Below are 12,710 nucleotides of genomic sequence, written 5' to 3' on the forward strand. Positions count from 1 at the left end.
AACCTTACGTAAATTGGATGATCGCTTCGTTTTGGAATGTCGTGTAGTTCTCTTAGGCCAAATGGGTGACGTTTTGAGTTCATGCGCGCGCTCAGGTATCGAAACCGGTCGGGGATAGCCATTGATTGGAAACCGGGATTGCTGGCGTGTCGGTATCTGCGGACGGTATAAAGGATGATTTTTGACCCGCATTCGAGATAGAATGACGGCCCAAATTTTCAGGGGTTGCGGCATACACAACGGTAAGCCGGACCAGCCATTCAGACAGGGGCAGCACTCCATGTTTAATCGTGATATGAAAATCGCCGGTTTCGATGACGAACTGTTGAACGCCATGCAGGCGGAAGAAAAGCGTCAGGAAGCGCACATCGAACTGATCGCGTCCGAAAACTACACCAGTCCTCGGGTGATGGAAGCTCAGGGCAGTGTGCTGACCAACAAGTACGCCGAAGGCTACCCCGGTAAGCGTTACTATGGTGGTTGTGAGTTTGTGGACGTGGCTGAGCAGCTGGCGATTGATCGCGCCAAAGAACTGTTCGGTGCTGCTTATGCCAACGTACAACCGCACTCTGGTTCTCAGGCCAACTCTGCCGTGTTCATGGCACTGGTACAGCCGGGCGACACCGTTTTGGGCATGAGCCTGGCCCACGGTGGTCACCTGACTCACGGTGCCAGCGTGAACTTCTCCGGTAAGATCTACAACGCCGTACAGTACGGTCTGAACCCGGAAACTGGTCTGATCGATTACGACGAAGTGGAAGCGCTGGCCGTTGAACACAAGCCAAAGATGATCATTGCTGGCTTCTCTGCCTACTCTCAGGAACTGGATTTTGCCCGCTTCCGTGAGATCGCAGACAAAGTAGGCGCATACCTGTTTGTCGATATGGCGCACGTAGCTGGCCTGGTAGCAGCAGGCGTATACCCGGACCCGGTTCCTCACGCTCACGTAGTGACCACCACCACTCACAAGACTCTGCGCGGCCCTCGTGGCGGCCTGATTCTGGCGTGTGACGACGAAGCCCTGCAGAAGAAGCTGAACTCCGCGGTTTTCCCGGGCGGCCAGGGCGGTCCTTTGATGCACGTGATTGCGGCTAAAGCAATCTGCTTCAAGGAAGCTATGAGCGACGAGTTCAAAGCCTACCAGCAGCAAGTTGTGAAGAACGCTGTAGCGATGGCCGATGTGTTCATTGAGCGCGGCTACGATGTGATTTCTGGCGGCACCAAGAACCACTTGTTCCTGGTTAGCCTGATCAAGCAGGACATCACCGGTAAAGATGCGGATGCGGCTCTGGGTCGTGCTCACATCACCGTGAACAAGAACGCGGTGCCGAATGATCCGCGCTCTCCGTTCGTGACGTCTGGTCTGCGTGTAGGTACTCCAGCGGTTACCACTCGTGGCTTCGGTGAGCAGGAGTGTCGTGATCTGGCTAGCTGGATGTGCGATATCCTCGACAACCTTGAAGACGAAGCGACCATCAACCGTGTGCGCGAGCAGGTTGAAGCGGTGTGCGCACGTTTCCCGGTTTACGCTTGATTTGCACTGTGTGAGTCTGCCCGGGTGCCCTTGAGGGGTCCCCGGGCCCTTTTTTGCCGGAGCGTTTGAACTATGCATTGTCCTTTCTGTGGTGAAGCCGATACCAAAGTGATTGATTCGCGTCTGGTGGCCGAAGGCGATCAGGTACGCCGCCGCAGGGAGTGCTTGTCCTGCCATGAGCGGTTTACCACATTTGAAACGGCGGAGTTGGTGATGCCGCGGGTGGTCAAGCAAGACGGAACCCGACAGCCTTTCGATGAAGAAAAATTGCGGGCCGGTTTGATGAAAGCTCTGGAAAAACGCCCGGTCAGTATTGAATCGATCGAGGCGGCGCTTAACCGAATCAAGTACCGCCTGCGAGCCACCGGCGAGCGTGAAGTAAAGTCGATGCAGTTGGGTGAAGAGGTAATGACCGAACTGCGTCAGCTGGATAAAGTGGCGTACGTTCGTTTTGCTTCTGTTTATCGCAGCTTTCAGGACATCAACGAGTTCAAAGAAGAGATTGAGCGTTTGTCTCAGGGTAACGGCGACGCCGCAGATGTGGCGCGTGCGTTGGCCGAGAATCCGACAGGGAAAGGCAAGGTATGATTTCAGACCGCGACAGGGCAATGATGGCACGGGCTATCCAGTTGGCTTGGCGAGGTCGTTATTCCACCCATCCTAATCCACGTGTGGGATGCGTGATTGCCAGAGGCAATCGTATCGTAGGTGAAGGCTGGCACGAGCGAGCCGGTGAGGCGCATGCCGAAGTGCATGCATTGAGCCAGGCCGGGCAGGAAGCACGAGGCGCAACGGCTTACGTAACCTTGGAACCGTGCAGCCATTATGGCCGGACACCGCCATGCGCGAAGGCGTTGATGGAAGCTGGGGTGGCTCAAGTGTTCGTGGCAACGAAAGATCCGAACCCGACGGTTTCTGGCCGGGGGCTGGATATGCTGCGGGATGCGGGCATCAGGGTAACCGAGGGCGTGCTGAGCGAAGAAGCCGCGCGCCTGAACCCGGGTTTTATGAAGCGCATGAACACCGGCCGGCCGTGGGTTCGCTTAAAAATGGCAGCCAGCCTTGATGGCCGAACGGCGATGGCATCGGGCGAAAGCCAGTGGATTACAGGACCTGAGGCGCGACGTGATGTGCAGCGCCTGCGAGCCATGAGCGATGCCATTCTCACGGGCGTAGGTACGGTGTTGGCTGATGATCCCGCGTTAACAGTGCGCCTCGATGACATGGGCGATTTGGGAGAAGCTGCGGCGCCATCACGCCAGCCGCTGCGAGTGATTGCCGATCGTGATGCGCGAACGCCAACGTCAGCCCGCATTCTTCGGGGCGGCAATGTGCAGGTGTTCTGCGCCAGCTCAACCCGGCCAACGGCACCGGCACAGGATTTGGCCGCGCTGGGTGTGAGTATTGCCGGTGTGGCCTGGAGAGATAACGGGGTGGACGTGGTCGAACTACTGGACGCCCTCGGAGAGAAAGGCATAAACGAATTACTGGTAGAGGCCGGGCCAACGCTGGCGGGTACCTTTATCAACGAGAATTTAGTGGATGAGCTTTGGTTGTATCAGGCTCCGGTGTTTTTAGGGAGTACAGGGCGGCCAACGGCTCATCTACCCATAGAAGTTATGGCAGACAAAGTGCAATGGAAGGTGCTGGATCGCCGTCAGGTGGGTGAAGATCAACGGTTGATCCTCGCTCGCAGTTAATCATTCAATTCATTCCTCTTGGCTGTCATTGCGGATAGCCGGGGTGACAGGGTGCAGAAGCGTATGGCACTGAACAGCATTGAAGACATCATCGAAGATATTCGACAGGGAAAGATGGTCATCCTGATGGATGACGAAGACCGCGAAAACGAGGGTGATCTGGTGATGGCTGCAGAACATTGCACGCCGGAAGCGATCAATTTTATGGCGCGTTTTGGCCGTGGCCTTATTTGTATGCCAATGACCCGGCAGCGTTGCGAGCAACTGGGCTTGCCGTTGATGGTTCAACAGAATGCCTCTGGGTTTGGCACCAAGTTCACCCTGTCGATTGAAGCCCGTGAAGGCGTAACCACAGGCATTTCCGCAGCGGATCGTGCCCGCACCGTACAGGCCGCCGTGGCGCGCGATGCAAAAGCATCGGATCTGGTGCAGCCGGGGCACATCTTCCCGCTGATGTCTGATCCGGGCGGCGTTTTGAGCCGTGCCGGTCATACCGAAGCGTCTTGCGATTTGGCATCGCTGGCGGGTTGTGAGCCCGCGGGCGTGATTTGCGAAATCATGAACGATGACGGCTCGATGGCCCGTCGTGAAGATCTCGAGAAGTTTGCGGAAGAGCACGATCTGAAGATCGGCACCATTGCCGATTTGATTCACTACCGCACCATGAACGAGAAAACCGTGGAGTGCGTGGAAGAGAATGACCTGGATACCGAATACGGTGTCTTTAAACTGCGCACCTACCGGGACAACATTCAGGGATCAACCCACCTCGCGATGGTGATGGGTGATATCAGCTCTGAAGAGCCGGTTCACGTTCGTGTTCATATCACGGATACCCTGCGTGATTTGTTGGGCGCGCGCCGCAAGGATTCCCGAAGCTGGCCATTGCACCACGCGTTGGAGAAGGTCGCCAACGAAGGCAAAGGTGTCGTCGTACTTTTGAACAGCGCAGAAGACAGCCGTAACCTGGAAGATCGCATGCAGGAGTTTTTTGACGAGGGCCGTGGGTCTTCGGGCAAGGGCAGCTCCGGTGTGTACTTCACCGTAGGTACCGGCTCTCAAATCCTGCGTGACATTGGTGTTGGCAAAATGCGTTTGCTGAGCCCGCCCGTTAAATTCTCGGCTATCTCCGGTTTCGACCTGGAAGTTGTGGAATACGTACCTTATACCCCCGAATGATAAATCTGGCTGCAGCCGGAACGCGCTGCAGCCCGCGAAGGAGCCCGAGATGGCAGATATCAAAGTAATTGAAGGTGATTTTACCCAGTGTGGCGGACGTTACGCGTTGGTGGTGGGCCGTTTTAACGGTTTTGTAGTTGAGAGCCTGGTAGAAGGTGCCATCGACACTCTGCGTCGTCATGGTATTGCCGAGAGCGATATCACTGTGATTCGCGTACCAGGCGCTTACGAGATGCCGCTTGCGGTTAAGCGCGTAGCAGAAACCTCTGACTATGATGCCATTATCGCGTTGGGTGCCGTTATTCGTGGTGGCACCCCGCACTTTGAATACGTGGCTGGTGAAGCGTCCAGTGGTTTGGGTGCCGTTAGTCTGGAAACCGACGTGCCAGTGACCTTTGGGGTGCTGACCGTGGATTCCATCGAGCAGGCCATTGAGCGTTCAGGAACGAAGGCTGGCAACAAAGGTGCGGAAGCAGCAATTACTGCCCTGGAAATGGTCAGTTTGTTCAAGAAGTTAGGTGAGTAATGAGCGAAGCAGGCGATAGCAATCCCCAACCGGGGAATACAAATAAGCCCAAAGCCGGTGATCGTCGCCGTGCCCGGGCGCTGGCAATGCAGGGGTTGTACCAGCGGCATTTCAGCAAAACCCCTATTTCGGATATTGAAGCCGAGTTCATGGTCGATAACGACATGAGCAAGGTGGATATCATGTATTTCCGGGACATTTTGAGGGGTGTGCACCGCGAGCAGGCGGAACTGGACAGCCTTGTGGAGCCTTTCCTGGATCGTCCTATGAAAGAAGTAGACGCGGTTGAGTTGGCTATCGTTCGTCTGGGTGCTTATGAGCTGAAGTACCGCATTGATGTGCCCTATAAAGTGGTGATCAACGAAGGTGTTGAAATGGCCAAACGTTTTGGCGGCACCGAAGGTCACAAGTTCGTGAACAGTATTCTGGACAAGCTCAGTCGCCGCTTGCGGCTGGCTGAAACCCGTCCACGCTGATTCATGGGCGAATTTGAGCTGATCCGTCAGTATTTTCAGCCGTTGGCTGATAACGCACGGCAAGGGCAGCTCATTCTTGGTCCCGGTGACGATTGCGCCATTCAGCGCGTCCCACCGGGGCAGGATTTAGTGTTTTCAGTGGACACTCTGGTCGAGGGTGTTCACTTCCCCCCGAATTACCCCCCTGAATACCTTGGCTGGCGGTCGTTAGCCGTCGCAGTCAGTGACTTGGCTGCAATGGGGGCCGACCCTGTCTGTTTTACACTCGCGCTCTCGTTGCCCTGTGCAGAGCCGGAATGGCTGGCTGGCTACTCCCGTGGCCTGGCTCGAGCAAGCGATGCGTTTGGTATCACGCTGGCTGGCGGAGACACCACGCGAGGCCCGCTAACATTGACGCTTCAAGTTCATGGTACAGTTCCGAAAGGGATGGCGCTGCGGCGTTCTGGCGCGTGTGTAGGCGATCTTGTGTGTGTGACCGGGCCGTTGGGTGACGCCGGTGCAGCTCTGGATTTTTTGGGGAGCCCGGACCCGACAGGTAATGAACAGGCCGTACTTGCGCGTTACCACTATCCCGAGCCCCGCTTGGCATTGGGCAAAGCGTTGGTTGGCAAAGCGTCTGCCGCCATTGATATTTCAGATGGGCTGCTCTCCGATTTACAGCATATTCTCGACGCGTCTGAAGTGGGGGCTGAGCTCGATGCAGACAAAGTTCCATTATCCAAGGCGTTGGTGGCGCTGAAAGGGCGGGAGGCGCTAACCTGTGCGTTAACCGCGGGCGACGATTACCAGTTATGTGTCACGATTGCGGATGAGCAGCTGGCGTTGATGGATTTGCATGTTCGTGAGCAGCTCATCACTATTGGCCGTATACAGGCTAAGCCCGGGCTAAACGTTGCCAATACAGCGCAAATTGGCTCTCGTCAGGGATTCGATCATTTTAGGAGGTCTGATTGACGGACAACAACGTGATGCAGGAGCCAGATAACGTAAAAGCCATACTGCCGCCGGGGTTTCTGCGCCATCCGGTGCATTTGCTGGCTTTCGGGTTTGGCAGTGGCGCTGCGCCTAAGGCGCCGGGCACCTGGGGAAGCCTTGCGGCAATTCCGTTATGGTACGGATTTGCGTGGATGCCGCCGGTGGCCTATTGGTTGGTTGTTTTGGCGGCATTTGTGATCGGCATCTGGCTGTGCGGCAAAACCGCCGAAGATTTGAAGGTTCACGACCACGGCGGCATCGTCTGGGACGAGTTCGTGGGCATGTGGATTGCGCTGGGACTGTTTCCGGACCAGGTGTATGGGGTGTTGATGGCATTTATGTTGTTCCGGCTGTTTGATGTGCTCAAGCCGTGGCCGATCAGTTGGCTGGATGCCCGTATGCCCGGTGGATTAGGTATTATGTTTGATGATGTCGTTGCAGGTTTTATGGCACTAGGGTGCCTTGCCGCCATTGACCATTGGATAATGCCGTTCATGGTGTGATGGGCATTGCATAGCAGTGAAACGGGATGCGTTGTTAGTGAACTTGTTCTTCAGGCAATAACTTAACGACGTGAAGAAAGCGCTTTAGCCCAATCTCGGCGCGTTCTTTTGAGGCGAAGGGGCCGCTGTCGAAGCCTTCGCGGGTGGTGAAGTACCATTTGCCCCCGACACAGAAGAAGCGGCTGCTCCGAAACGGAGGGGGGCTCTTCTCGCCGGCCCGCTGTTGAGTATCCATATATCCTCCTTCTGCTACGTTGGGGTTCGGGCGTCGATGTGTTTGGCGTATCCTGTTTAGAATTAGCTCAAATACAACCGAATTCAAATTTTTTCTCAAAAAGGATGTGTAAATGAGTATGTGTCACGTTGGTGGTTTTTACAAATTGGTGCTGGCTGTTTTGACGGTTGCGGTTGCAGGGTGCGCATCTTCCTTGGCCAGAATTGATACCTGGGAAGGCAGTTTGCCGGCCGCGACCGAGCCTGCCGTGCTCAAAGCACCTGGAACCATTCGGGTGACCGAGGTCAATGGCAAGGCCATGACCAACTTCCTTATGGACGATCTGGCGTTGGATTACGGCTTGCTGCCGGGCGGTAACGAAGTGGTGTTCACTTATAAGACCATTTGGGCAAAGTCGGGCATTGTTGAAGATGGCGAGTCCAAAGTTCATGTCATCGAAACAGCGCCGCAGGTGGTTCGTTTCGATGCTCAGCCGGGCACGGTTTATGAGTTTGCCGTCGATAAGCCAACCAGCCGTCGTGAAGCGGAAGCGTTTAGCGAAAACTTCTCCGCAACGATTGTGAGTGCCGGTGGTGACGAAGTAGCGGAAGCCAGCGTTTGGGAAGGCCGGACCGCAAGCCGTACGCCGGTGTTTGCCGGTGGAGAAGGCAACCATGACAGCGAAGCCGGCCATACGCTTGAGAAGATGAAGCGTTTGTGGGGAGAAGCGACAGACGAAGAGAAGAAAACCTTCCTTCGCTGGGCGTTCGAGTAACGCGCGTGTTGGCGCTAGCCGAGCGGGCTAGCGCCTAAAACGAAGAGGGCGCTTTTTTAGCAAGCCTTCAAGAAAACTGTAAATTTCGTTCGATAGGGTTCTTGGGTTTTCGCCCACTAGCTGATCCATGGCGGCTTCGCCCGCAGCTTCTGCCCGCGTTTCAATCGCATCAAGGCTGTCATGAACCAAACTTTCCAGGCTCTCACTATCGCGGACCACATCCGGGCACAGGGTGAAGGTGAGCGTTAGCGTTCCTTCATAGCTGACGGCAACTATCACCAGCCCCATGCTGTCGAACAGGGGCGCGGTGTTGTATTGCTGCACCAGCCTGGCGCCTTGCAGGTACACGGGGACTTGGGGCCCGGGTACGTTGGTAATCGGCAGGTTGAACAGCGGTTGGTAACTGCGGCCGACTCGAAGCTCTGAATAAAGCCGAGCGGACAGTGCCAGCAGTGTAGACGGCAGCAATTCGGTTAAGCGGTCGGCGGCGATGGCTTCCCGATAAGGTTCCGTTTTGACGGCATTATGATGGATGTAGCGGATCCGGAGTGCCGGGTCAGCCTCGTCGGTTGCTAGATTTAACAGCATCGCAGACATCTGGTTGCCGGTGGCGCGTCTTAAGCTGCTGGAGCGCACTGAAATTGGGGTCATTGCCACTAGCGGTGTGCTGGTTTTGGTGCCTTGGGTAATCAGATATCGGTTAAGAGTTTCCGCGCAGAGGCCAAGCACCACATCGTTCAGAGTGACATCGCCCAGTTGTGCTTTGATGGTTTTTAGCCGAGCCAAGTCTACGTTGGCAGAAACAATGGACCGATTGCCAGTGATCTGACGGTTGAACGGGCAATGCGGTGCGGTAAAGAGTGACCTCGGCAGCGGGAGTTTGTGAATTTGCTTTTGCACGATGCCGCGCGCGGCCGCCTCTGCGGTATTGAAGGCCAGTGACGCGAACTGCATCGGTGCCTTCAGCATATTGGCCCCGGCCTGCAGAAAGACCCGCTCTTCGGAGGGCTCGGTTCGGGGTTGCCAGGGGCTGGGCGGGTTAATGGCTTTGGGGGTTGGAGAATACTCCAGTAACTTGCCCATGATTTCCTCGCCGCTGAAGGCATCGATTGACGCGTGGTGTAGCTTAACGATCAGAGCGAAGCCGTCTTTGTCGCCATCCGGGGTGTCCAGTTTGAAACCGTCGACAAAGGTGATCTGCCAAAGGGGGCGGTCCCGTTTGAGAGGTTCTTCCAGAATCTTCGCGGCAAGGGCGTTGACGCAGGATTGTTTTCCGCGCTCGCCAAGAGAGACGTAAGCCAGATGGCGTTCGATGCTGAATTCGGTATCGTCTACCCAGTATGGGCGCCCGAGCCGAAGCGGGATCTCCTTGAGTTTCTGCCGAAACATCGGCGCAACGTGCAGCCGGCTGCAAATGTACTTGATGAATGTGGCGTAGGAGACGGGAGTTTCCAGGCTGCTGGCATCAAAAAGATAAACGCCTCCGATGTGCATCGGGGTGGTTTCTGATTCCAGGTACAGAAACGAGGCGTCCAGTTCCGACAGCTGGTGCATGCGAAGAGCTCCCTATAGCGAGTATGTAGCCGGGTCGCCGCAGTATAGCCTAGAACGCATGATACCTTGGTTGGCCGGAAGGCCTTGAATTTGAATGCTTTCCGGCCAGTATTCGATTCTCTATTCGTCAGCTTACGCGAGCGACGGCGGCTTCTGTCAGCAATTCCAGAGCTTCATGATAAGGCGATTCCGGCAAGCAGTTTAGCAGGTTGCGTGCGGTCGCAGCCTCCTCTCTCGCTTTGTTCATAGTGTATTCAATGGCGCCGGACGCTTTCACGATGCTGAGGACTTTGGGGAGGTCGTCCAGGCCACCTTTGCGAATGGCCTGGCGAATCAGTTGGCGCTCGTCCTCACTGCTGTTTTCCATCGCGTAGATGAGAGGTAGCGTGGTTTTGCCTTCGGCCAGGTCGTCGCCCACATTTTTGCCCATGGCTTCGGCATCGCCCTGATAATCCAGTACGTCATCGACCAGCTGGAACGCCAGGCCCAGATGTTTGCCGTAGTCTTTCAGTGCTGTTTCCTGTTCATTATTGGCTCCTGCAAGCAGGGCGCCTGTGTGGGAAGAGGCTTCGAACAGCATGGCGGTTTTGTTGTGGATGACGACCATGTACTGATCTTCCGTAAGATCAGGATTCTTCACGTTCATCAGCTGCATGACTTCACCTTCGGCGATAACCGCGGTGGCGTGGGACAGTACGTTCATAATAGGAAGGCTTTGCAGCTCGACCATCATCTCGAAGGCGCGGGCGTAGAGGAAATCACCTACCAGCACGCTGGGTGCGTTACCCCATTTTGCGTTGGCTGTACTGCGACCCCGGCGCATATCGGAGGTATCGACAACATCGTCGTGTAAAAGGGTGGCGGTGTGCAGGAATTCGATCACCGCAGCCAGCTTCAGGTGGTCATCCTTGCTGTAGCCTGCCGCCTGGCTGGAGAGTAGAACCAGCAATGGCCTCAAGCGCTTACCGCCGCTTTCGATGATGTATTGGGCGATTTTCTCGACCATCGGGACATCCGAGGCAAGCCGCTGGATAATAAGATCGTTCACGCGGCTGAAGTCTTCCGCTACGGTGTCGTGGATGCGCTGGGCTGTCATGGGGCTGATAAGTCCCTTACTGGTATGTTCGTTGAGTTTTCGGGCAGGACGCGGCAATGCTAGGTATTGCTGCGTAGAGTGTCAACTTGAGTCGTAAACTCCCTTGTATTGGTCGGCGGCTTTTCGTACAATCACGCGCCCAACTCATCCCAACCTGCGCTCCCTGCAATAGGGTTGCCGAAGCGCTTCCCTTAGAACCAGGCGGATAAGAGCAGGGATGGGTCAATCGCGGAGACAGAAAATGTACGCAGTTATTGTTAGCGGTGGTAAACAGCACCGTGTAAAAGAAGGCGAAACACTGAAGCTGGAAAAGCTCGAAGTTGAAACCGGCGGCTCTGTTGAGTTTGATCGTGTTCTGCTGGTAGCCAATGGCGACGACGTTAAAGTCGGTGCTCCAGTTGTTGATGGTGCTAAAGTGACTGCGGAAGTGGTTAGCCACGGTCGTCACGACAAGATCAACATCATCAAGTTCCGTCGTCGTAAGCATTCCATGAAGCGTCAGGGCCACCGTCAGTGGTTTACTGAAGTTAAGATCACGGGTATTCAGGGCTAAGCTCTGAACATTCCCCTTAAAGAAGGAGGCTGGTAATGGCTCATAAAAAGGCAGCAGGTAGTACCCGTAACGGTCGCGATTCCGAGTCGAAACGACTTGGTGTCAAGCGCTACGGCGGCGAGACTGTATCTGCAGGTAGCATCATCGTTCGTCAGCGCGGCACTCGTTTCCACGCTGGCAACAACGTAGGCCTTGGCAAGGACCATACCCTGTTCGCGAAAGCGGAAGGTCAGGTGAAGTTCGAAGTTAAAGGCCCGCAGAACCGCAAGTTCGTGAGCATCGTTCCGGCTGCGTAAGCAGCGGCGATCCGGTTCTGTCGAACCTTGGATTTCCTGATATGCTGATTTAATCAGTCCTCAGGTGAATCCGGAGCCCCGCAAAGCTTCCATGAGGCTGCGGGGCTTTTTAGTATATGCAAAGGCATTTGACGTATGAAATTTGTAGACGAAGCCACCATCATTGTTGAAGCGGGAAAAGGCGGCCATGGTTGCCTGAGTTTCCGGCGTGAAAAATACGTACCCAAGGGTGGTCCCGACGGCGGTGACGGCGGGGATGGCGGTTCCGTCTATCTGGTAGCAGACGGTAATCTGAATACCTTGATCGACTATCGTTTTCAGCGCAAACACAAAGCGCAGAATGGTCAACCGGGGGCAGGTCGGAACTGTACTGGTATCAAAGGCGATGATCTGGAGTTGCCGGTGCCGGTGGGCACAACGGTAGTGGATATGGACACCCATGAAGTTTTGGGTGATCTGACCAAAGAGGGGCAGCGCCTGAAGGTGGCTCAGGGTGGTTTTCATGGCCTTGGGAATACCCGCTTCAAGTCATCGGTCAATCGGGCGCCGCGTCAGACCACCAAAGGCTCTGACGGTGAGGCCCGGAATTTACGTCTGGAGCTGAAAGTACTGGCAGACGTTGGGTTGTTGGGGATGCCCAATGCGGGCAAGTCCACGTTTATCCGTTCGGTGTCAGCGGCGCAGCCAAAAGTGGCGGATTACCCGTTTACCACGTTGGTGCCGAACCTCGGTGTGGTCAGTGTTCAAGCCCATCAGAGCTTCGTTATTGCCGATATTCCCGGGTTGATCGAAGGGGCCGCGGAAGGCGCGGGCTTGGGCATTCGCTTCCTGAAGCATTTGGTACGTACCCGTTTGTTGTTGCACCTGGTGGATGTGGCACCTTACGACGGTTCTTCTCCGGTTCAGGCAGTTGAAGCCATTGCGCACGAATTGGAAAAGTTCAGCGAAACCCTGGCAAACCGCCCCCGTTGGTTGGTGCTCAATAAAGTCGATATGGTGCCCGAGGAAGATCGAGAGGCGCACTGTCAGGCGATTGTGGATGAACTCGGCTGGGAAGGGCCGGTGTTTGTTGTCTCTGCGCTTTCTGGTGAGGGTACGAAGCCTTTGGTTCAGGCGGTGATGCGCTGGATTGAAGAGCAGGCGGAAGAAGAAGCCGAGAATCCCGAAATTGCTGAGCAGGAAGCGGCTCGCCGTCGCCAGATGGATGATGAAGCGCGAGCTAAAATTGAGGCCGATCGCAATGCTCGTCGGGCGGCTCGTGAAGAAGACGACGATGACGACTTTGACGACGATGATGACGTCGAAGTGGTTTACGCTCCCGAATAACCC

General features: G+C 55.6%; 15 protein-coding genes. 12 read left to right on the forward strand and 3 right to left on the reverse strand.

All coding sequences use genetic code 11. The features are described from left to right. Positions 1-280 precede the first annotated feature (280 nt). From glyA to MWU64_RS13230, 8 genes are all read left to right on the forward strand, one after another. Positions 281-1,534 (forward strand): serine hydroxymethyltransferase, encoded by a 1,254-nt coding sequence (gene glyA / locus MWU64_RS13195; RefSeq protein ID WP_247064856.1) that lies wholly within the window; start codon positions 281-283, stop codon positions 1,532-1,534. Between the two features lie 72 nt (positions 1,535-1,606). Continuing rightward, on the forward strand, positions 1,607-2,122 hold the full coding sequence (gene nrdR, locus MWU64_RS13200) for a transcriptional regulator NrdR (RefSeq protein ID WP_247064857.1): 516 nt from the start codon (positions 1,607-1,609) through the stop codon (positions 2,120-2,122). Next, a complete protein-coding gene (ribD, locus tag MWU64_RS13205; RefSeq protein ID WP_247064858.1) occupies positions 2,119-3,234 on the forward strand; it encodes a bifunctional diaminohydroxyphosphoribosylaminopyrimidine deaminase/5-amino-6-(5-phosphoribosylamino)uracil reductase RibD in 1,116 nt (371 codons plus the stop codon). Before nrdR ends, ribD begins: the two co-directional genes overlap by 4 nt. Before the next feature lie 63 nt (positions 3,235-3,297). Then, positions 3,298-4,413, forward strand: a complete 1,116-nt coding sequence (gene ribBA / locus MWU64_RS13210) for a bifunctional 3,4-dihydroxy-2-butanone-4-phosphate synthase/GTP cyclohydrolase II (RefSeq protein ID WP_114335884.1) — start codon at positions 3,298-3,300, stop codon at positions 4,411-4,413. Between the two features lie 49 nt (positions 4,414-4,462). Next, positions 4,463-4,939 carry a 6,7-dimethyl-8-ribityllumazine synthase gene (gene ribE, locus MWU64_RS13215; protein WP_199007924.1) on the forward strand — a complete coding sequence of 159 codons (477 nt, stop codon included), beginning with the start codon at positions 4,463-4,465 and terminating at the stop codon, positions 4,937-4,939. Next, a complete protein-coding gene (gene nusB, locus MWU64_RS13220; RefSeq protein ID WP_247064859.1) occupies positions 4,939-5,415 on the forward strand; it encodes a transcription antitermination factor NusB in 477 nt (158 codons plus the stop codon). The genes ribE and nusB overlap by 1 nt, the downstream gene beginning before the upstream one ends. A 3-nt stretch (positions 5,416-5,418) precedes the next feature. Then, positions 5,419-6,369: a thiamine-phosphate kinase gene (gene thiL, locus MWU64_RS13225; RefSeq protein WP_247064860.1), complete on the forward strand. Its 951-nt coding sequence runs from the start codon at positions 5,419-5,421 to the stop codon at positions 6,367-6,369. A 14-nt stretch (positions 6,370-6,383) separates the two neighbouring features. Beyond that, positions 6,384-6,893: a phosphatidylglycerophosphatase A gene (locus MWU64_RS13230; RefSeq protein ID WP_247064891.1), complete on the forward strand. Its 510-nt coding sequence runs from the start codon at positions 6,384-6,386 to the stop codon at positions 6,891-6,893. Positions 6,894-6,927: 34 nt separating this feature from the next. On the opposite strand, the gene MWU64_RS13235 is transcribed toward MWU64_RS13230, so the two are convergent. Next, positions 6,928-7,128 (reverse strand): DUF6316 family protein, encoded by a 201-nt coding sequence (locus MWU64_RS13235; protein ID WP_247064861.1) that lies wholly within the window; start codon positions 7,126-7,128, stop codon positions 6,928-6,930. A gap of 112 nt (positions 7,129-7,240) precedes the next feature. Between MWU64_RS13235 and MWU64_RS13240 the strand changes: the two genes are divergently transcribed. Beyond that, a complete protein-coding gene (locus MWU64_RS13240) occupies positions 7,241-7,882 on the forward strand; it encodes a DUF2057 family protein (protein ID WP_247064862.1) in 642 nt (213 codons plus the stop codon). Between the two features lie 27 nt (positions 7,883-7,909). Here MWU64_RS13240 and MWU64_RS13245 read toward each other — a convergent pair whose 3' ends face one another. Next, on the reverse strand, positions 7,910-9,436 hold the full coding sequence (locus MWU64_RS13245; RefSeq protein WP_247064863.1) for a wax ester/triacylglycerol synthase family O-acyltransferase: 1,527 nt from the start codon (positions 9,434-9,436) through the stop codon (positions 7,910-7,912). Between the two features lie 127 nt (positions 9,437-9,563). Then, on the reverse strand, positions 9,564-10,532 hold the full coding sequence (ispB, locus tag MWU64_RS13250) for an octaprenyl diphosphate synthase (protein WP_247064864.1): 969 nt from the start codon (positions 10,530-10,532) through the stop codon (positions 9,564-9,566). 241 nt (positions 10,533-10,773) lie between these two features. Between ispB and rplU the strand changes: the two genes are divergently transcribed. The 3 genes from rplU to cgtA all read left to right on the forward strand — a co-directional run bounded on the left by rplU (position 10,774) and on the right by cgtA (position 12,707). Continuing rightward, complete coding sequence (gene rplU, locus MWU64_RS13255) at positions 10,774-11,085, forward strand: 50S ribosomal protein L21 (protein ID WP_114335893.1); 312 nt, start codon at positions 10,774-10,776, stop codon at positions 11,083-11,085. A 35-nt stretch (positions 11,086-11,120) separates the two neighbouring features. Then, positions 11,121-11,381, forward strand: a complete 261-nt coding sequence (gene rpmA, locus MWU64_RS13260) for a 50S ribosomal protein L27 (protein WP_114335894.1) — start codon at positions 11,121-11,123, stop codon at positions 11,379-11,381. A gap of 135 nt (positions 11,382-11,516) precedes the next feature. Continuing rightward, entirely contained in the window at positions 11,517-12,707 is a 1,191-nt protein-coding gene (gene cgtA, locus MWU64_RS13265) for an Obg family GTPase CgtA (RefSeq protein ID WP_247064865.1), read from the forward strand. The last annotated feature ends 3 nt before the right edge of the window (positions 12,708-12,710 follow it).

Origin of the sequence: Marinobacter sp. S0848L, from assembly GCF_023016065.1 — a bacterium.
Taxonomy (GTDB): domain Bacteria; phylum Pseudomonadota; class Gammaproteobacteria; order Pseudomonadales; family Oleiphilaceae; genus Marinobacter.

Coding starts and splice junctions, on each gene's coding strand:
- ribBA (WP_114335884.1), top strand. CDS start 3,298: ATGGCACTGAACAGCATTGAAGACATCATCGAAGATATTCGACAGGGA.
- thiL (WP_247064860.1), top strand. CDS start 5,419: ATGGGCGAATTTGAGCTGATCCGTCAGTATTTTCAGCCGTTGGCTGAT.
- ribD (WP_247064858.1), top strand. CDS start 2,119: ATGATTTCAGACCGCGACAGGGCAATGATGGCACGGGCTATCCAGTTG.
- rplU (WP_114335893.1), top strand. CDS start 10,774: ATGTACGCAGTTATTGTTAGCGGTGGTAAACAGCACCGTGTAAAAGAA.
- ispB (WP_247064864.1), bottom strand. CDS start 10,532: ATGACAGCCCAGCGCATCCACGACACCGTAGCGGAAGACTTCAGCCGC.
- cgtA (WP_247064865.1), top strand. CDS start 11,517: ATGAAATTTGTAGACGAAGCCACCATCATTGTTGAAGCGGGAAAAGGC.
- nusB (WP_247064859.1), top strand. CDS start 4,939: ATGAGCGAAGCAGGCGATAGCAATCCCCAACCGGGGAATACAAATAAG.
- glyA (WP_247064856.1), top strand. CDS start 281: ATGTTTAATCGTGATATGAAAATCGCCGGTTTCGATGACGAACTGTTG.
- MWU64_RS13230 (WP_247064891.1), top strand. CDS start 6,384: ATGCAGGAGCCAGATAACGTAAAAGCCATACTGCCGCCGGGGTTTCTG.
- MWU64_RS13245 (WP_247064863.1), bottom strand. CDS start 9,436: ATGCACCAGCTGTCGGAACTGGACGCCTCGTTTCTGTACCTGGAATCA.
- MWU64_RS13240 (WP_247064862.1), top strand. CDS start 7,241: ATGAGTATGTGTCACGTTGGTGGTTTTTACAAATTGGTGCTGGCTGTT.
- MWU64_RS13235 (WP_247064861.1), bottom strand. CDS start 7,128: ATGGATACTCAACAGCGGGCCGGCGAGAAGAGCCCCCCTCCGTTTCGG.
- nrdR (WP_247064857.1), top strand. CDS start 1,607: ATGCATTGTCCTTTCTGTGGTGAAGCCGATACCAAAGTGATTGATTCG.
- ribE (WP_199007924.1), top strand. CDS start 4,463: ATGGCAGATATCAAAGTAATTGAAGGTGATTTTACCCAGTGTGGCGGA.
- rpmA (WP_114335894.1), top strand. CDS start 11,121: ATGGCTCATAAAAAGGCAGCAGGTAGTACCCGTAACGGTCGCGATTCC.